The organism is Azohydromonas sp., from assembly GCF_035325925.1.
GTDB lineage: Bacteria > Pseudomonadota > Gammaproteobacteria > Burkholderiales > Burkholderiaceae_C > Calidifontimicrobium.
In genome coordinates this window covers 69,540-88,025 of the sequence record NZ_DAOKZA010000014.1, presented here as the reverse complement: position 1 = coordinate 88,025, position 18,486 = coordinate 69,540, and the positions used below count along the sequence as shown (strand labels likewise).

The following is an 18,486-nucleotide window of genomic DNA, read 5'->3' as shown; positions in this document are numbered from 1 at the left end:
CGGCAGATCAGGTTGACCAGCGTGCTCTTGCCCGAGCCGCTGTGGCCGACCAGGCCGATCATCTCGCCGGGGCGGATCTCCAGGTCGAGCCCGCGGATCACCGCGCGGCTGCCGTAGCGGAAGCCCACCGCCTGCAGCGCGATGCGCCCTTCGACGCGCGGCAGCGGCACCGGCTGCGCCGGCTCGGGCACGTTGCTGACGTGGTCGAGGATGTCGAAGATGCGCTTGGCGCCGGCGGCGGCCTTCTGCGTCACCGAGACGATGCGGCTCATCGAGTCGAGCCGGCCGTAGAAGCGCCCGATGTAGGCGATGAACGCGGTGAGCACGCCCACCGTGATCTCGCTGCGCGACACCAGCCAGATGCCGAACGCCCACACCACCAGCAGCCCGACCTCGGTGAGCAGCGACACCGTCGGCGAGAACAGGCTCCAGGTCTTGTTCAGCCGGTCGTTGACCTCGAGGTTGCGCCGGTTGGCGTCGCGGAAGCGCTCGGCCTCGCGCCGCTCCTGCGCGAACGCCTTGACCACGCGGATGCCGGGGATGGTGTCGGCGAGCACGCTCGTGACCTCACCCCAGACGCGGTCGATCTTCTCGAAGCCGGTGCGCAGCCGGTCGCGCACCAGGTGGATCATCCAGCCGATGAACGGCAGCGGCAGCAGCGTGACCAGCGCCAGCGCCGGGTTGATGCTGAACAGGATCGTCGCGGTCATCGCGATCATCAGCACGTCGGTGGCGAAGTCCAGCGCGTGCAGCGACAGGAACACGCAGATGCGGTCGCTCTCGCTGCCGATGCGCGACATCAGGTCGCCGGTGCGCTTGCCGCCGAAGTAGTCCAGGCTGAGCTGCAGCAGGTGCTCGAAGGTGGCGGTGCGCAGGTCGGCGCCGATGCGCTCGCTGACCAGCGCCAGCAGCCAGGTGCGCAGCCAGCCAAGCAGCCAGGCCGCCAGCGCCGCGGCGAGCAGCCCGCCGAGCAGCGCGGCCACCAGCGACGGGTCGATGCGCTCGCCGTTCTGGAACGGGATCAGCACGTCGTCCATCAGCGGGATCGTCAGGTACGGCGGCACCAGCGACGCCGCGGTCGACGCCAGCGTCAGCACGAACCCCAGCAGCAGCTGCCAGCGATACGGGCGGGCGAACCGCCACAGCCGCAGCAGCACCCAGGTCGACGGCGGGGCGGCCGACTCCACGCCGTAGTCGCCGGCATCGTCGACCGGTTCGTCGTCGGCGCCGTCGACCGCGGCGCCGGCGCGGTGGCGCTCGAACAGCGTCAGCAGGCGCAGTGCGTCCTTGTCGTGGCCCAGCGTGTAGCGCCACGCGGCCAGTCGCCGTTCGCCGTTGTGCAGCGACAGCTGGCCGACGCCGGCGTGGTCGCCGTGCTGCAGGCCGAGCGGCTCGGCCAGCGGCCACGTGCGCCATGCGCCGGCGTCGCCGGCGAGCAGACGTCGGTCGGTGAGCACCAGCCACGACGGCGCGAAGCGCCCGGCGTCGTCCAGGTCAACCGCCAATGTCGCCAGCACGTTCTCGTCAGGCTGGAGCACGGTGCGCAGCGCAGGCGCGTCGGCAGCGGAGACGACAGGCGATGAAGGCATGGCAGGCGGCGGCGAAGGGGTCGGAATTCTCACCGATCGGCCCCTGGGGCGCCGCCTTGGGCGCGCCGTTGGACAATCGCCGCGCCGCGCCGGCCGCCTCGGCGGCGCCGCCCACCACCATGACCGCGTTCGACGACATCCGGCTGCTGCGCGTGACCTACCTGCGCGGCCCGAACCTGTGGACCTACCGCTCGGCGCTCGAGACCTGGCTCGACCTCGGCGCACTCGAGGACCATCCCTCGAACCGCCTGCCCGGCTTCGTCGAGCGCCTGACCGCCTGGCTGCCGGCGCTCGCCGAGCACCACTGCGGCGTCGGCGAGCGCGGCGGCTTCCTGCAGCGGCTGCAGGAGGGCACCTGGATGGGCCACGTGCTCGAGCACGTGGTCATCGAACTGCTCAACCTCGCCGGCATGCCCACCGGGTTCGGGCAGACGCGCGGCACCTCGCAACGCGGCGTCTACCGCATGGTGTTCCGCGCGCGCGACGAGACGGTCGGGCGCTGCGCGCTGCGCGAGGGCCACGCGCTGCTGATGGCCGCGATCAACGACCGCACCTTTTACGTCGCCGCCGCGGTGGCGCGCGTGCGCGACGCGATCGACGCCGCGTACCTGGGGCCGAGCACCGCGCACATCGTCGCCGCGGCCACCGAGCGGCGCATTCCGCACATCCGCCTGAACGACGGCAACCTCGTGCAGCTCGGCCACGGCGCGCGCCAGCACCGCATCTGGACCGCCGAGACCGACCGCACCGGTGCCATTGCCGAGGGCATCGCCGGTGACAAGGACCTGACGAAGCGCCTGCTCGGCGCGGTCGGCGTGCCGGTGCCCGAGGGCCGCGTCGCCGCCACCCCCGACGAGGCGTGGGAGATCGCCGAGGACATCGGCCTGCCGGTGGCGGTCAAGCCGGCCGACGGCAACCACGGGCGCGGCGTCACGCTCGAGCTGTACACGCGCGACGACGTGCGCGAGGCCTGGGCGGTGGCCGACAAGCACGGCAGCGAGGTGATGGTCGAGCGCTTCGTGCCCGGCAACGAACACCGCCTGCTGGTGGTCGCCAGCGAGGTCGTCGCCGCGGCGCGCGGCGAGACCGCGTGGGTCGTCGGCGACGGGCGCAGCACCGTGCGCCGGCTCGTCGACGCCCAGCTGAACGCCGACCCGCGCCGCGGCGAGACCGAGGACCACCCGCTGGGCATCCTCAAGCTCGACGAGGACGAGGGCATCCGCTCGGACCTGGCGCGCCAGGGGCTGGGCCCCGACGACGTGCCCGCCGCGGGCCGGCGCGTGCTCATCCAGCGCAACGGCAACGTGGCGATCGACTGCACCGACGACGTGCACCCCGACTTCGCGCACGTCGCCGCGCTGGCCGCGCGCACCGTCGGGCTGGACATCGCCGGCATCGACCTGGTCGCCGAGGACATCGCGCGGCCGCCGGCGCAGCAGGCCGCGGCGGTGGTCGAGGTCAATGCCGGGCCGGGGCTGCTGCCGCACCTCAAGCCCGCGGTCGGCGCGCCGCGGGCGGTCGGTCGCGCGATCGTCGACCACCTGTTCGCGCCCGACGACGACGGGCGCATCCCGATCGTCGGCATCGCCGGCAGCGACGCCACGCTGGCCGCGCAGCTGGTCGCCTGGCTGCTGCAGCTGGCGGGCCACCAGGTCGGGTTGGCCTGCCGCACGGGCCTGTACCTGGGCGCGAGGCGTGTCGACGCCGGCGACGCGACGCACTGGACGCTGGGCCAGCGGCTGCTGATCAACCGCGACCTCGACGCCGCGGTGTTCGAGAACCCGGCCGCGGCGATCCTCGACCACGGGCTGGTCTACGACCGTTGCCACGTCGGCGTCGTCACCGACCTCGGCGGGGCCGAGGTGCTGGCGCGCCACGACATCGCCGACGCGGAACAGCTGCCGCGCGTGCTGCGCACGCAGATCGACGTCGTGCTCGACCACGGCACCGGCGTGCTCAACGCCGACGACGAACGCATCGCCGCACTGGCCGGGCTGTGCGACGGCGTGGTGACGCTGTACGCGACCTCTGCGGCGCCGCTGGCGGCACACCGCGCTGCCGGCGCCCGCGCGGTGCTGTGGCGCGATGGCCGCGCGTGGCTGTGCGACGGCGCCGCCGAAACCGTGGTCCCGATGCACGCCGCCGGCGCGGCGCTCCCGCCGCATGCGCTGCTGCCGGCGGTGGCCGCCGCGTGGGCGCTGGGCCTGGCGCCTGCGCTGATCGCCGCCGGCCTCGACACCTTCGAACCCGCAGCGGCAGCCGCCGCGACGAACGCCTGATGGACGTGTCCCGCATCCGCGCGCTGCGCGGCCCGAACCTGTGGAGCCGCCAGACGGCGATCGAGGCCGTGGTGCGCTGCGCCGAAGTCGAGTGCGGCATCGCCGCCGGGTCGCCGGTCGAGCTGCGACTGCGCGAGCTGTTTCCCGCGGTGGGCATGCTGCGCGGCGTCGGCGACGCCGACGAGGTGCCACTGGCGCGGCTGGTCGAGCGCAGCGCGCTGGCGCTGCAAGCGCAGGCCGGCTGCCCGGTGAGCTTCGGCCGAACCACGGCCACCCCCGAGCCGGGTGTGTACCAGGTCGTCGTCGAGTACACCGAGGAGCAGGTCGGTCGCCGCGCCTTCGACCTGGCGTGCGCGCTGGTGCGCGCCGCGGTCGACGGCGGCGACTTCGACACCGACGCCGCGCTGGCCGAGCTGCGCACACTCGACGAGGACGTGCGGCTGGGGCCCAGCACCGGCGCGATCGTCGCGGCGGCCGCGGCGCGCGGCATTCCGTGGCGGCGCCTGACCGGCGGCAGCCTGGTGCAGTTCGGCTGGGGCGCGCGGCAGCGCCGTATCTGGGCCGCCGAGCTCGACTCGACCAGCGCGGTGTCCGAATCGATCGCGCAGGACAAGGACCTGACCAAATGCCTGCTCGCTGCCGCCGGCGTGCCCGTGCCGCTGGGGCGCCCGGTGCGCAGTGTCGACGAGGGCTGGGCGGTGGCCCTCGAGCTCGGGCTGCCGGTGGTCGTCAAGCCGCGCGACGGCAACCAGGGCAAGGGCGTGACGGTGAACATCGCCGGGCGCGAGCACTTCGACGTCGCCTACCGCGTCGCCGCCGAGATCGGGCAGGTGATGGTCGAGCAGTTCCTGCCGGGCCACGACTTCCGACTGCTGGTGGTCGGCAACAAGCTGGTCGCCGCCGCGCGGCGCGACCCGCCGCACGTCATCGGCGACGGCGTGCGCACGGTGCGCGAACTGGTCGACGAGGTCAACGCCGACCCGCGCCGCGGCGACGGTCACGCCACCGCGCTGACGCGGGTGCGGCTCGACGACATCGCCCACGCGCGCCTGCGCGTGCAGGGGCTCGAGGCCGACGACGTGCCCGACAAGGGCCGGCGCGTGGTGCTGCGCAACAACGCCAACCTGAGCACCGGCGGCACCGCCACCGACGTGACCGACGACGTGCACCCCGAGGTGGCGGCACGCGCGGTGGCGGCGGCGCGCATGATCGGGCTCGAGGTGTGCGGCGTCGACGTGGTGTGCGACAGCGTCGACCGCCCGCTCGAGGCGCAGCGCGGCGGCATCGTCGAGGTCAACGCCGCGCCGGGGCTGCGCATGCACCTGCTGCCGAGCTACGGCAAGCCGCGGGCGGTCGGCGAGGCGATCATCGACCGTCTCTTCGAGCCGGGCGACGACGGCCGCGTGCCGGTGGTCGCGGTCACCGGCACCAACGGCAAGACCACGGTGACGCGGCTCGTCGCACACTTGTTCGGCGCCGCCGGGCTGCGCGTGGGCATGACGAACACCGACGGCGCCTGGGTCGACGGCCGCGCGATCGACCGCGGCGACTGCAGCGGCCCGAAGAGCGCGCGCAACGTGCTTGCCCACCCCGACACCGAGGCCGCGGTGCTCGAGACCGCGCGCGGCGGCATCCTGCGCGAGGGGCTGGGTTTCGATCGCTGCCAGGTCGCGGTGGTGACCAACGTCGGCGCCGGCGACCACCTCGGGCTGAACTACATCACCACCGTCGAGGACCTCGCGGTGATCAAGCGCGTGATCGTGCAGAACGTCGCGCCCGATGGCTGCGCGGTGCTCAACGCCGCCGACCCGATCGTGCTCGCGATGGCCGTGACCTGCCCCGGCGACGTGATCCTGTTCGCCGTCGACGGGCGGTTGCCCGCGCTGGCGGCGCACCGCGCGCAGGGCCGGCGCGTGCTGTTCGTCGAGGGCGGCGACATCGTCGCCGCCGAAGGGTCGGCGCGCGTGCGGCTGTCGTTGCGCGAGGTGCCGCTGACGCGTGGCGGCACGATCGGATTCCAGGTCGAGAACACGCTGGCCGCGGTCGGCGCGGCGTGGGCCGCGGGGCTGCCGTTCGAGGCGGTGCGCAGCGGCCTGGCGAGCTTCGTCAACGACGCGCACAACGCGCCGGGGCGCTTCAACGTGCTCGACCACCGCGGCGCGACCGTGATCGCCGACTACGGGCACAACCCCGACGCGATGCGCGCGCTGGTGGCCGCGGTGCGGGCGATGCCGGCGCGCCGGCGCTCGGTGGTCATCAGCGCCGCCGGCGACCGGCGCGACGACGACATCCGCGAGCAGACACGCATCCTCGGCGAGGCCTTCGACGACGTGCTGCTGTACCAGGACGCGGCGCAGCGCGGACGCGCCGACGGCGAGGTGATGGCGCTGCTGCGCGAGGGGCTGGCCGGCGCGCCGCGCGCGCGCATCGTCGACGAGATCCGCGGCGAATTCACCGCCATCGACCGCGCGCTCGAGCGGCTGCACCCGGGTGACCTGTGCCTGATCCTCGTCGACCAGGTCGACGAGGCGCTGGCGCACCTCGCGCAGCGCGTCGCGCCGGCCCCCGTCCCGGCCTGATTCGACCTTGCGTTCGACGGCCCGAGCACGGCCCGCGGCCGAACACCGTCGCGATGTTCGAGCGTCGACCACCGGCACGTCGGCCACCGAGCGCGACGACCCTGGCGCGCAAGTGCGGCGGGAGCGTCGCGCGCGGCCCGGCCCGGGGGCACGGGGCGGCACGGCGCCCACCGGCCCGGGCACGCGCGACGGCCACCGGCCGCGACCGGTGGCCCGGGTCTTCGACGATCGATCGCGAACCCGCATGAGCCGCCGCAGCCCGGCGGCGATGCGGGTCAGCGCGTCGGCGCCGCAGCGCTCAGCAGGCCCTTGCGTTCGATGAAGTCGATCACCCCTTGCAGCCCCTGCCGGGTGCGCAGGTTGGTCATCACGTAGGGTCGGTTCGGCCGCATGCGCTGCGTGTCGGACTCCATCACGGCGAGGTCGGCGCCGACGTGCGGCGCGAGGTCGGTCTTGTTGATGACGAACAGGTCGCTCTTCGTGATGCCGGGGCCGCCCTTGCGCGGGATCTTCTCGCCGGCGGCGACGTCGATGACGTAGATCGTCAGGTCGCTCAGCTCGGGGCTGAAGGTGGCGGCCAGGTTGTCGCCGCCGGACTCGATGAACACGATGTCGGCGTCGGGGAACTTCGCCAGCATGCGGTCGACGGCTTCGAGGTTGATCGACGCGTCCTCGCGGATCGCCGTGTGCGGGCAGCCGCCGGTCTCGACGCCGATGATGCGTTCCGGCTCGAGCGCGCCGGCCACGGTGAGCAGGCGCTGGTCTTCCTTGGTGTAGATGTCGTTGGTGACGACGACGAGGTCCCAGCGTTCGCGCATCGCCTTGCACAGCATCTCGACGAGCGTCGTCTTGCCCGAGCCGACAGGCCCGCCGACGCCCACGCGCAGCGGGGGCAGTCTCTTCGTGCGGCCGGGGATGCAGTGCAGCGTGGTCATGAACGGAACAGCCGGGAGTACTGGGTTTCGTGGCGTGCCGACAGGACGGCCAGCATCGGCGCGAACGACTGGCGCGTGTCGTCGCTGCGGGCCAGCGCGTCGTCGACGGCGGCGGGGATCGTCGCGGCCAGCGCGCCGAGGATGCGCTGGCCCGCGCTCTGGCCCAGCGGCACCGCGCGCACGGCGGCGTGCACCTGGTTCTCGGCCCAGCCGAAGGCCATCGCCAGCAGCGCGTCGCGCGGGCTGGCCCCGGTGGCCGCCGCGGCGAGCGCGAAGGCGACGGGCCAGGTCGGCGCCGGCGCGAGCGCGTCGAGCGCCGCGACGCGCGCGTCGTCGGGATGGCGCTGGCGCAGCCACTGCGCGAGCGAGCGACCCAACTGCTCGCTCTGCAGCCGCAGCTCGGCCGTCTCGCGCGTCACCGCGACCCACGCGTTGAGCGCCTGTGCGCGCGCCACGTCGCCGCAGCGCCACGCGACGAACGCCGACGCAGCGGCGGCCAGCTCGCTGCGTGCCTGCACGAGCGCGAGCTGGTCGAGCAGCCGGTCGCGGGCGCTCGCTTCGTCGGTCACGAGACCCGCGTCGACGGCGGCCTCCAGCCCTTCGGAGTAGCTGAAGCCGCCGACCGGCAGCGCCGGCGACGCGAGCCAGATCAGCTGCAGCAGCACGGCGTCGGCGTGGCGCGCCGGGGCGGCGTCAGTGCCCGTGGCGATGCCGATGGCCGTGGGCGTGCCCATGGTCGTGGCTGCACCCCGGACCGTGCGCGTGATCGTGGCCGTGCGCGGCGCCAGGGTCGTGCGGGTGCTCGTGGGCCGGCCCGTGTCCGTGGCCATGGGCGTGACCCCCCGCCGCGTACGCACCCGCTTCCGGCTCGAACGCGGCCTGCTCGTCGCGCACGATCAGGTGCATCGAACGCAGCATCTCGGCCAGCACGTGGTCGGGCTCGAGCTTCAGGTGGTCAGGCTGCAGCTCGAGCTGCACGTGGCGGTTGCCCAGGTGGTAGGCGGCGCGCAGCAGGTCGAACGGCGAGCCGTGCTCGGCGCAGCAGCGCACCACGAGCACCGGCTGCGGTGCCGCGTCGACGCGGATCAGCGACCCGTCCTCGGCCACCAGCACGTCGCCGCCGCGCACCACCTGCCCGCGCGGCAGGAACACGCCCAGCGTGCGGCCGGCCGAGTCGGTGGCGTCGAAGCGGCTCTTGCAGCGCGTGTCCCACTCGAGCGCGACGTGCGTCGCCCGCGCGACCAGCGCCTTGGCGAGGCCGCGACCCTGGGGAATCAGCTTGTTGACGGTCAGCATGCGGCGATTGTCGCGCCGGGGCCCGCACGCTGCCGCGCTCAGAACAGGAAGTAGCGCTGCGCCATCGGCAGCACCTGGGCCGGCTCGCAGTTCAGCAGTCGCCCGTCGGCGCGCACCTCGTAGGTCTGCGCGTCGATGTGCATCCGGGGCAGGTAGCCGTTGTGCACCATGTCGGTCTTCGTCACGGCGCGGCAGCCCTTGACCGCCGCCAGGTGCTTGTGCAGCCCGTACGCCTCGGCGACGCCGCCGGCCAGCGCCGCCTGCGACACGAACGTGATCGACGTGCGCTGCATCGCGCCGCCGAAGGCGCCGAACATCGGCCGGTAGTGCACCGGCTGCGGCGTCGGGATCGACGCGTTCGGGTCGCCCATCGCCGCCGCGGCGATGAACCCGCCCTTGAGGATCAGCGCCGGCTTGACGCCGAAGAACGCCGGGTGCCACAGCACCAGGTCGGCCCACTTGCCGACCTCGACGCTGCCGATCTCGTGGCTCATGCCGTGCGTGATCGCCGGGTTGATCGTGTACTTCGCGACATAGCGCCTGACGCGGAAGTTGTCGTTCCTCGCGCTGTCCTCGGGCAAAGCGCCGCGCTGCACCTTCATCTTGTGCGCCGTCTGCCAGGTGCGCGTGATCACCTCGCCCGCACGGCCCATCGCCTGGCTGTCGCTGCTCATGATGCTGATCGCGCCGAGGTCGTGCAGGATGTCCTCGGCGGCGATCGTCTCGCGGCGGATGCGGCTCTCGGCGAAGGCCAGGTCCTCGGCGATGCCGGCGTCGAGGTGGTGGCACACCATCAGCATGTCGAGGTGCTCGTCGAGCGTGTTGACGGTGTAGGGGCGCGTCGGGTTCGTCGAGCTCGGCAGCACGTTGGCCTCGCCGACGACCTTCAGGATGTCGGGCGCGTGGCCGCCGCCGGCGCCCTCGGTGTGGAAGGTGTGGATCGTGCGGCCCTGGAACGCGGCGATCGTGTCCTCGACGAAGCCGCTCTCGTTGAGCGTGTCGGTGTGGATCGCGACCTGGGTGTCGGTGGCCTCGGCCACCGACAGGCAGCAGTCGATCGCGCTCGGCGTCGTGCCCCAGTCCTCGTGCAGCTTCAGGCCGATCGCGCCGGCGTCGACCTGCTGCACGAGCGCGTCGGGCCGGCTCGCGTTGCCCTTGCCGAGGAAGCCCAGGTTCATCGGGAACGCGTCGGCGGCCTGCAGCATGCGCGCGATGTTCGCCGGCCCCGGCGTGCAGGTCGTCGCGTTGGTGCCGGTCGCGGGGCCGGTGCCGCCGCCGGTCATCGTCGTGATGCCCGACATCAGCGCTTCCTCGATCTGCTGCGGGCAGATCCAGTGAACGTGCGTGTCGATGCCGCCGGCGGTGACGATCATGCCTTCGCCGGCGATCACTTCGGTGCCGGGGCCGATGACGATGTCGACGCCGGGCTGCACGTCGGGGTTGCCGGCCTTGCCGATCGCCGCGATGCGGCAGCCCTTCAGGCCGATGTCGGCCTTGACGATGCCCCAGTGGTCGACGATCAGCGCGTTCGTGATCACGCAGTCGACGGCCGCGTGGGCGCCGGGGCCGTTGACGACCTGGCTCTGGCCCATGCCGTCGCGGATCACCTTGCCGCCGCCGAACTTGACTTCCTCGCCATACCCGACGGGCCGCCCGTCGTGGCCCGTGCGGCCCTCGCCGGCCCTGAGCGTCAGGTCCTGCTCGACCTCGACGATCAGTTCGGTGTCGGCCAGCCGCACGCGGTCGCCCACCGTGGGGCCGAACATCTCCGCGTAGGCGCGGCGTCCGATCGTGGCCATCTCAGCGCCTGCGCGGCCGCCTGAGGGGCGCCGAGGGCGCCTCGGCAGCAGCGAACGCAGTGAGCCTGGGGTCGTCCGTCACAGCTTGCCTTGCACCTGGCCGCGGAAGCCCCAGACCTCGCGTGCGCCGGCGTAGTCGACCAGTTCCACGGTGCGCTGCTGCCCGGGCTCGAAGCGCACGGCGGTGCCGCTGGCGATGTTCAGCCGCATCCCGCGCGCGCTGTCGCGGTCGAAGCGCAGCGCGGGGTTGGCCTCGGCGAAGTGGTAGTGCGAGCCGACCTGGATCGGCCGGTCGCCGGCGTTCTCGACGACCAGCGTGACGGTGCGTCGTCCGGGGTTGAGCACGTGGTCGGGCCCGTCGGTGAACAGCTCGCCGGCGATCATCCGCGGCCCCTTCAGCGCACGACGAGCAGCGATGCACCGAACAACAGCGTCGCCGCGCCGGCGACGCGAGGCCACCAGGGGTTGCGCCGGCGCACCAGCAGGCCCGCGGCGACGCCGGTGGCGTGCAGCAGCACGCTGCCCAGCGCCATGCCGGCCAGCGCGGCGGCGCCGGCCAGTTCGCCGCCGTGCGCCTGGCCGTGGAACAGCGCGAAGGCGCCGACCAGCGCGACCGCCGCAGCGGTCGGCCACCGCACCTGCCGCGCGACGAGCAGCCCGAGGGCGACGAGCGATGCGGAGATCATCGGCTCGACCGCAGGCAGCGCCACGCCGCCGGCGCCGAGCGATGCGCCGAGCACGAGCACGACGACGAAGCCCAGCGGCACCACCCACAGGTCGAGCCGCCCGGGCCGCGCCAGCAGCGCGCTCCAGCAGCCCACCGCGAGCATCGCCACGAGGTGGTCGATGCCGCTGAACGGGTGCAGGAAGCCGCCGGCGAATCCGTCGTGCGCATGGGCGTCACCGCCGACGTGCGCCGCTGCCCACAGCGGCAGCGCGGCGAGCCAGGTCGCGACGGCGGCGGTGCGCGCGGAGTGCTGCCGCTCGGGTGTGGCGATGGGCGTCATCGGGTCTCTCCTCGAAAGGGCGCGGCCGGTGACGGCCCGCAAACGGTGCATGCTCATGCAATCGGTTGGTGAACCGTCACCAACTTGGTGCCATCGGGGAACGTCGCCTCGACCTGGATCTGCGGAATCATCTCGGCCACGCCGTCCATCACGTCGACGCGCGTCAGCACCGACTTGCCCTCGCTCATCAGCGCCGCGACGCTCCTGCCGTCGCGCGCGCCTTCCATGATCGCGGCGCTGATCAGCGCCACCGCCTCGGGGTAGTTCAGCCTCAGCCCGCGCGCCTTGCGGCGTTCGGCGAGCAGCGCCGCCGTGAAGATCAGCAGCTTGTCCTTCTCGCGCGGGGTCAGTTCCATGGCACGTTCTCTTGCAGGATCGATGCCATGTTAAGCGGGTCCGTCGACGGCGCCGCGGGGCTGGTGCGGATCTTGATGGGGGGTGGGTCGACATGCCGCGCACGACCCCGATCCACGCCCCGCCGCCGACCGCGTGCGTCGGTGGGCCGCGACGCGCGTCGACGGCCCGGGCCGGGTCATGCCGGGGTGCCGAAGGCGCCCGGCGGCACGCTGCCGGCGTACCTGGCGGTCGCGCACCCGGTGCCGCGCGGGCGCCGCATCGACCAGGACCCGACGACCTTGGAGGCCCCATGACCACCGAACCGATCGCCCCCGCCGCACCGCCGCCCGCCGCGGCCGGCACTGCCGCCGCGCTGCCCGACCGCGGCAGTGCCGACGTCGTGCTGATCGTCGACGACGTGCCCGACAACCTGGCGCTGCTGCACGACGCGCTCGACGACAGCGGCTGCACGGTGCTCGTCGCGACGCACGGCGAGCGTGCGCTCGAGCTGGCACGCGAGGCGCAGCCCGACATCGTGCTGCTCGACGCCGTGATGCCCGGCATGGATGGCTTCGAGATCGCACGGCGGCTGAAGGCCGGCCCGCGCACGGCGCACATCCCGATCGTGTTCATGACCGGCCTGACCGAAACCGACCACGTGCTCGCCGCGTTTGCCGCCGGCGGCGTCGACCACGTGTCCAAGCCGATCAAGCCGCGCGAGGTGCTCGCGCGCATCGGCGCGCACCTGCACAGCGCGCGCGTGCAGCGCCAGGCGCGCCTCGCGCTCGACGCGTTCGGCCATGCGACGATGGTGGTGCGCGAGCGCGACGGACGGCGCGTGTGGCAGACGGCGCTCGCGCGCAGGCTGATGGACGAGTACTTCGGCCAGGGCGACGCGACGCACCTGCCCCCCGAGGTGATCGCCTGGGTCGCCCGCGAGTCGCTGCGCCGTCGCGCCGGCGCCGAGCCGGCGACGCTGACGGTGGCGCGTGGCGCGCGGCGGCTGACGTACGCGCTGCACGAGGTGGGCGAGGAGTTCGGCGGCGACGGCGAGTGGCTGCTGGTGCTGCGCGAGGCCGACGACGCGGCGATGATCGGTGCGATGACGCTGGCCTTCAAGCTCACCGCGCGCGAGGCCGAGGTGCTGTATTGGGTCGTCAGGGGCAAGACCAACCGCGACATCGGCGACATCCTCGGCTGCAGCGCGGCGACGGTGAAGAAGCATCTGGAGCACGTGTTCGCCAAGCTCGGCGTCGAGACGCGCACGGCGGCGGCGTCGCTGGCGATCAGCAAGGTGAGTCAGCTGGCGAATCGCTGATCGTCGCTGGTGCCGGCTGCCGAGAGAGCGGCCGCCGGGGCGCCGCGACATTGTGCACCGGGACGCGGTCGCAGTGCGCGTCGGCGTCGCGGGGCGTGCGCCGGCGATCGCGTGCGCACCGAAGGCCTCATCCACGGGTTCCGTGCGGTTCGCGTCTACGCCAGTCGGCGTATTGGCCGTGGCGCGGCACGTGCCTAACCTGACGGCGTCGATCCGTTCAACCGTCGCCCTCGGGAGGGTTCTCGCATGAAAGTGGTCCGCCGCCAGTTCAACCTCTCGCTCGCCGCCGCCGCCGTGGCGCTCGGCGTGGCCCCCGCTGCATTCGCACAGGGCACGATCAAGGTCGGCGTGCTGCACTCGCTGTCGGGCACGATGGCGATTTCGGAGACAGTGCTCAAGGACACCGTGCTGATGGCGATCGACGAGATCAACGCCGAGGGCGGCGTGATGGGCAGGAGGCTCGAGCCGGTGGTCGTCGACCCGGCGAGCAACTGGCCGCTGTTCGCCGAGAAGGCGCGCCAGCTGATCAGCCAGGACAAGGTCGCCGTGGTCTTCGGCTGCTGGACCAGCGTCAGCCGCAAGAGCGTGTTGCCGGTGTTCGAGGAACTCAACGGCCTGCTGTTCTACCCGGTGCAGTACGAGGGCGAGGAGATCTCGCGCAACGTGTTCTACACCGGCGCCGCGCCGAACCAGCAGGCCATCCCCGCCGTCGAGTACCTGATGGGCAAGGACGGCGGCGAGGCCAGGCGCTTCGTGCTGCTCGGCACCGACTACGTCTACCCGCGCACGACGAACAAGATCCTGCGCGCGTTCCTCAACAGCAAGGGCATCGGTGACGCCGACATCATGGAGGAGTACACGCCGTTCGGCCACTCCGACTACCAGTCGATCATCGCCAAGATCAAGCGCTTCGCGAGCGAGGGCAAGAAGACGGCGGTGGTGTCGACGATCAACGGCGACTCCAACGTGCCTTTCTACAAGGAGCTCGGCAACCAGGGCCTGAAGGCCACCGACGTGCCGGTGGTCGCGTTCTCGGTCGGCGAGGAGGAACTGCGCGGCGTCGACACCAAGCCGCTGGTGGGACACCTCGCGGCCTGGAACTACTTCATGAGCCTGAAGAACCCGACCAACGACGCCTTCATCAAGAAGTGGAGCGACTACGCGAAGGCCAGGAACATCGCCGGCCACAAGGACCGTGCGCTGACCAACGACCCGATGGAGGCGACCTACATCGGCGTGCACATGTGGGCCCAGGCCGTCACCAAGGCCAAGAGCACCGACGTCGACAAGGTGCGTGCCGCGATGGCCGGGCAGACGTTCAACGCGCCCAGCGGCTTCGTCGCCAAGATGGACGGGAAGAACCACCACCTGCACAAGCCGGTGTTCATCGGCGAGGTCCGCGCCGACGGCCAGTTCAACGTCGTGTGGAAGACGCCCGGCCCGGTGCGCGCGCAGCCCTGGAGCCCGTTCATCGCCGGCAACGACAAGAAGAAGGACGAGCCGGCGCGCATGGCGGCCAAGAACTGATCGCCGCCCGCGGGGTGTGCACGCGCCGCCAGGCGCGTGCGCCGCGACGCCGCGCCGCGCGCGGCCGCGACCTCCGCGTCGCGGTGCCCGGCGCGGTACTTGCGTAGGCCTGCTCCAGGCCCCGCGGCCGCCCCACGACCTGATTCGCCGATGCCCGTCCCGTTGCCTCGCGCCTGCCTGCATGCCCGCCTTCACGCCCGTCTCGTGCGCGCGCTCGCACTGATCGCGTGCTGTCTCGTCGCGTGCGCCGGCGCCGCGCACGCGCTGACGCCGCAGCAGGCGCTCGCGATCGCCGCCGGCGACGGCAACGACGAGCGCATCGCGGCGCTGCAGGCGGCGGCCGCGCAGTCCGACCCGGCGCTGGCTGCGCTGGTGCAGGCGATGCTCGACGGGGACGTGCGCGTGGCCGGCGAGCAGGTGTTCGTGCTGCGCGGCGGCGCGGCGTTCGACGCCGTGAGCGGCGCCGCGGCGACGCTGCCCGCCGACGCCGCCGACGTGACGATCAACAACCGCCTGCGCCGGGAGTTGCAGGCCGCGCACGCCGCGCTGCAGCTGTTCTCGCCGGAGCGGCGCGAGCGGGCGGCGGCGATCGAGCGGCTGCGCCGCGAGGCCGACGCCTCGCGCCTGCCGCTGCTCGAGCGCGCCGCCGCCACCGAGACCGACGACGCGCTGAAGGCGCAGCTCGAAGGGCTGCAGGCGGCCATCCTCGTCGCGTCGCCCGACCGGGCGCAGCGCCTCGCGGCCGCCGAGCGCCTGGCCGCGAGCGGCCACCCGGCCACGCGCGCGCTGCTGCTCGAGCGTCTTGCGCCCGGCGTCGAGCCCGACGCCGCCGTGCGCGACGCGCTGCGCGACGCGCTGCGCCAGGTCGAGGCGCGGCTGGCGTGGGGCGAGCGGCTGGGCGTGCTGTTCACCGGGATCAGCCTCGGCTCGATCCTGCTGCTCGTCGCGCTCGGGCTGGCGATCACCTACGGGCTGCTCGGCGTCATCAACATGGCGCACGGCGAGCTGATGATGATCGGCGCCTACGCCACCTACGTCGTGCAGAACCTGTTCCGCCGTCACCTGCCGGGCTGGTTCGACGTCTATCTCCTTGCCGCGATCCCGGTCGCGTTCCTCGTGGCCGCCGGCGTCGGCGCGCTGCTCGAGCGCGGCGTGATCCGCTGGCTCTACGGCCGCCCGCTCGAGACGCTGCTGGCCACCTGGGGCATCAGCCTGATCCTGATGCAGTCGGTGCGCTCGCTGTTCGGCGCGCAGAACGTGCCGGTCGAGAACCCGTCGTGGATGAGCGGCGGCATCGCCGCGCTGCCGAACCTGACGCTGCCATACAACCGCATCGCGATCGTCGTGTTCGCGTTCCTCGTGCTGGCCGGCGTCGCGCTGCTGATCGCGAGGACGCGGCTGGGCCTGTTCGTGCGCGGCGTGACGCAGAACCGGCGCATGGCCGCGTGCGTGGGCGTCAACACGGCGCGCGTCGACACGCTGGCCTTCGCGCTCGGCGCCGGCATCGCGGGGCTCGCGGGCTGTGCGCTCAGCCAGGTCGGCAACGTCGGCCCCGACCTCGGCCAGCAGTACATCGTCGACTCGTTCCTCGTCGTCGTGCTCGGCGGTGTGGGCCAGCTCGCCGGCACCGTCGTTGCCGCGCTCGGGCTCGGCGTGCTCAACAAGGTCCTCGAAGGATGGGCCGGTGCCGTGCTCGCGAAGATCATGGTGCTGCTGTTCATCGTCGTCTTCATCCAGAAGCGGCCGCAGGGCCTCTTCGCGATGCAGGGCCGTAGCGCCGAGGCATGAGGGCCCGACGATGAGCGCCATCCTGCCTCCCGCCACGATCCCACGCCCGCGTGCCGGCCTGCTGCTCGGCCCCAAGGGCTGGAGCGGCGTGATGGCCGCGCTCGTCACCGTGACCGTGCTCGTGCCGGTGCTCAACCTCGCGGTGCCGCCCGACAGCGTCTGGCACCTCGGCGACCACTGGGTGTCGCTGGTCGGCAAGATCATGTGCTACGCGATCTGCGCGCTGGCGATGGACCTGATCTGGGGCTACAGCGGCATCCTGTCGCTCGGCCACGGCCTGTTCTTCGCGCTCGGCGGCTACGCGATGGGCATGTACCTGATGCGCCAGATCGGCCGCGAGGGCCAGTACCAGTCGGACTTGCCGGACTTCATGGTCTTCCTCGACTGGAAGGCGCTGCCGTGGCACTGGACGTTCAGCGACAGCTTCGTGTTCCAGATGGCCATGGTCGTGCTCGTGCCCGGCCTGCTGGCGTTCGTGTTCGGCTGGTTCGCGTTCCGCTCGCGCATCAAGGGCGTGTACTTCTCGATCATCACGCAGGCGATGACCTATGCCGCGATGCTGCTGTTCTTCCGCAACGAGACCGGCTTCGGCGGCAACAACGGCTTCACAGACTTCAAGCGCATCCTCGACATTCCGATCGCGACGCCGACGACGCGCATGGCGCTGTTCGTCACCACCGCGCTGGTGCTGATCGGCTTCTTCCTTCTCGCGCGCGCGATCGTCGCGAGCCGCTACGGCCGCGTGCTGCAGGCCGTCCGCGACGCCGAGAGCCGCGTGATGTTCACCGGCTACGACCCGATCGCCTACAAGCTGAGCATCTGGACGCTCAGCGCCGTGATGTGCGGCGTCGCCGGGGCCCTCTACGTGCCGCAGGTGGGCATCATCAACCCGAGCGAGATGAGCCCGGCGGCGTCGATCGAGATCGCGATCTGGGCCGCGGTGGGCGGGCGCGCGACGCTGATCGGGCCGATCGTCGGCGCCTTCTTCGTCAACGGCGCCAAGAGCTGGTTCACGCAGGCCTTTCCCGAGTACTGGCTGTACTTCCTCGGCGCGCTGTTCATCGCCGTGACGCTGTTCCTGCCGAACGGCATCGTCGGCCTGTTCCGACGGGCGCGGGAGAAGCGCTCGTGACGCCGGACCTGATGGAGCAGGGCGCGAAGGCGCTCGCCGCGTACCGCGAGCGGCAGCAGGTCGCGCCGTCGGGCGGGCGCGACGCCGCGTTCGGGCGCCCGCTCGCGCACGGCGTGCCCGACTTCGCGCACGGCGTCGCGCTCTACGTCGACGACGTCACGGTCAGCTTCGACGGCTTCAAGGCGCTCAACGCGCTGACGCTGGCGATCGACGTCGGCGAGTTGCGCTGCATCATCGGCCCCAACGGCGCCGGCAAGACGACGATGATGGACGTCATCACCGGCAAGACCCGGCCCGACGCTGGCCGCGTGAGCTTCGGCAGCAACGTCGACCTGCTGCGGCTGCGCGAGAACGACATCGCGCAGATCGGCGTCGGGCGCAAGTTCCAGAAGCCCACCGTGTACGAGAACCTGAGCGTGTTCGAGAACCTCGAACTCGCGCTGAAGGCCGACCGCCGCGTGCGCGCGAGCCTGTTCTCGCGCCTGAGCGGCGAGCAGCTCGACCGGCTGGGCGCCGTGCTCGAGCGCATCCACCTGAAGGGCGGGGCGCAGCGCACCGCGGGGCTGCTCGGCCACGGGCAGAAGCAGTGGCTCGAGATCGGCATGCTGCTGGTGCAGGACCCGAAGCTGCTGCTGCTCGACGAGCCGGTGGCCGGCATGACCGACGAGGAGACCGAGCGCACCGCCGAGCTCCTCCTGTCGCTCGAGGGCGAGCACTCGCTGGTCGTCGTCGAGCACGACATGAAGTTCGTCGAGCAGCTCACCGAGGGCCGCAAGAAGGTCACGGTGCTGCACGAGGGCCGCGTACTGGCCGAAGGGCGGTTGGCCGACGTGCAGGCCAACGAGCAGGTCGTCGAAGTCTATTTGGGCCGATGAACGCTCCCCCCCGAGGCGCCTGCGAC

General features: G+C 72.5%; 15 protein-coding genes. 7 read left to right on the top strand and 8 right to left on the bottom strand.

The window, feature by feature from the left end; genetic code table 11:
• On the bottom strand, nucleotides 1–1,589 hold a 1,589-nt coding region (locus tag PKC53_RS07580; protein ID WP_324427767.1), incomplete at its 3' end, for an ABC transporter transmembrane domain-containing protein.
• 119 nt (nucleotides 1,590–1,708) lie between these two features.
• Here PKC53_RS07580 and cphA (PKC53_RS07575) point away from each other — a divergent pair.
• Both cphA (PKC53_RS07575) and cphA (PKC53_RS07570) read left to right on the top strand, forming a co-directional pair.
• On the top strand, nucleotides 1,709–3,868 hold the full coding sequence (gene cphA / locus PKC53_RS07575) for a cyanophycin synthetase (protein WP_324427765.1): 2,160 nt from the start codon (nucleotides 1,709–1,711) through the stop codon (nucleotides 3,866–3,868).
• Entirely contained in the window at nucleotides 3,868–6,447 is a 2,580-nt protein-coding gene (gene cphA, locus PKC53_RS07570; protein WP_324427763.1) for a cyanophycin synthetase, read from the top strand. Before cphA (PKC53_RS07575) ends, cphA (PKC53_RS07570) begins: the two co-directional genes overlap by 1 nt.
• 275 nt (nucleotides 6,448–6,722) lie before the next feature.
• On the opposite strand, the gene ureG is transcribed toward cphA (PKC53_RS07570), so the two are convergent.
• From ureG to PKC53_RS07535, 7 genes are all read right to left on the bottom strand, one after another.
• Nucleotides 6,723–7,382, bottom strand: coding sequence for an urease accessory protein UreG (ureG, locus tag PKC53_RS07565; protein ID WP_324427761.1), 660 nt, complete (start codon nucleotides 7,380–7,382; stop codon nucleotides 6,723–6,725).
• A complete protein-coding gene (locus tag PKC53_RS07560; protein ID WP_324427760.1) occupies nucleotides 7,379–8,116 on the bottom strand; it encodes an urease accessory UreF family protein in 738 nt (245 codons plus the stop codon). Before PKC53_RS07560 ends, ureG begins: the two co-directional genes overlap by 4 nt.
• The gene (gene ureE, locus PKC53_RS07555) at nucleotides 8,076–8,678 is read right to left on the bottom strand and encodes an urease accessory protein UreE (RefSeq protein WP_324427759.1); all 603 of its coding nucleotides are present in this window, start codon (nucleotides 8,676–8,678) and stop codon (nucleotides 8,076–8,078) included. The genes PKC53_RS07560 and ureE overlap by 41 nt, the downstream gene beginning before the upstream one ends.
• A 38-nt stretch (nucleotides 8,679–8,716) precedes the next feature.
• On the bottom strand, nucleotides 8,717–10,477 hold the full coding sequence (gene ureC / locus PKC53_RS07550; protein ID WP_324427758.1) for an urease subunit alpha: 1,761 nt from the start codon (nucleotides 10,475–10,477) through the stop codon (nucleotides 8,717–8,719).
• Nucleotides 10,478–10,555: 78 nt separating this feature from the next.
• A complete protein-coding gene (locus PKC53_RS07545; RefSeq protein ID WP_324427757.1) occupies nucleotides 10,556–10,861 on the bottom strand; it encodes an urease subunit beta in 306 nt (101 codons plus the stop codon).
• Nucleotides 10,862–10,872: 11 nt separating this feature from the next.
• On the bottom strand, nucleotides 10,873–11,484 hold the full coding sequence (locus PKC53_RS07540; protein WP_324427756.1) for a HupE/UreJ family protein: 612 nt from the start codon (nucleotides 11,482–11,484) through the stop codon (nucleotides 10,873–10,875).
• Between the two features lie 53 nt (nucleotides 11,485–11,537).
• The gene (locus PKC53_RS07535) at nucleotides 11,538–11,840 is read right to left on the bottom strand and encodes an urease subunit gamma (RefSeq protein ID WP_324427755.1); all 303 of its coding nucleotides are present in this window, start codon (nucleotides 11,838–11,840) and stop codon (nucleotides 11,538–11,540) included.
• A gap of 290 nt (nucleotides 11,841–12,130) precedes the next feature.
• Here PKC53_RS07535 and PKC53_RS07530 point away from each other — a divergent pair, with 290 nt between their 5' ends.
• From PKC53_RS07530 to urtD, 5 genes are all read left to right on the top strand, one after another.
• On the top strand, nucleotides 12,131–13,138 hold the full coding sequence (locus tag PKC53_RS07530; RefSeq protein WP_324427754.1) for a response regulator transcription factor: 1,008 nt from the start codon (nucleotides 12,131–12,133) through the stop codon (nucleotides 13,136–13,138).
• Nucleotides 13,139–13,384: 246 nt separating this feature from the next.
• Nucleotides 13,385–14,665 carry an urea ABC transporter substrate-binding protein gene (gene urtA, locus PKC53_RS07525; protein WP_324427753.1) on the top strand — a complete coding sequence of 427 codons (1,281 nt, stop codon included), beginning with the start codon at nucleotides 13,385–13,387 and terminating at the stop codon, nucleotides 14,663–14,665.
• Between the two features lie 150 nt (nucleotides 14,666–14,815).
• Nucleotides 14,816–16,453 carry an urea ABC transporter permease subunit UrtB gene (urtB, locus tag PKC53_RS07520; protein WP_324427752.1) on the top strand — a complete coding sequence of 546 codons (1,638 nt, stop codon included), beginning with the start codon at nucleotides 14,816–14,818 and terminating at the stop codon, nucleotides 16,451–16,453.
• Between the two features lie 10 nt (nucleotides 16,454–16,463).
• Nucleotides 16,464–17,585, top strand: a complete 1,122-nt coding sequence (gene urtC / locus PKC53_RS07515) for an urea ABC transporter permease subunit UrtC (RefSeq protein WP_324427751.1) — start codon at nucleotides 16,464–16,466, stop codon at nucleotides 17,583–17,585.
• Complete coding sequence (gene urtD / locus PKC53_RS07510; RefSeq protein ID WP_324427750.1) at nucleotides 17,582–18,460, top strand: urea ABC transporter ATP-binding protein UrtD; 879 nt, start codon at nucleotides 17,582–17,584, stop codon at nucleotides 18,458–18,460. The genes urtC and urtD overlap by 4 nt, the downstream gene beginning before the upstream one ends.
• Nucleotides 18,461–18,486 lie beyond the last annotated feature (26 nt).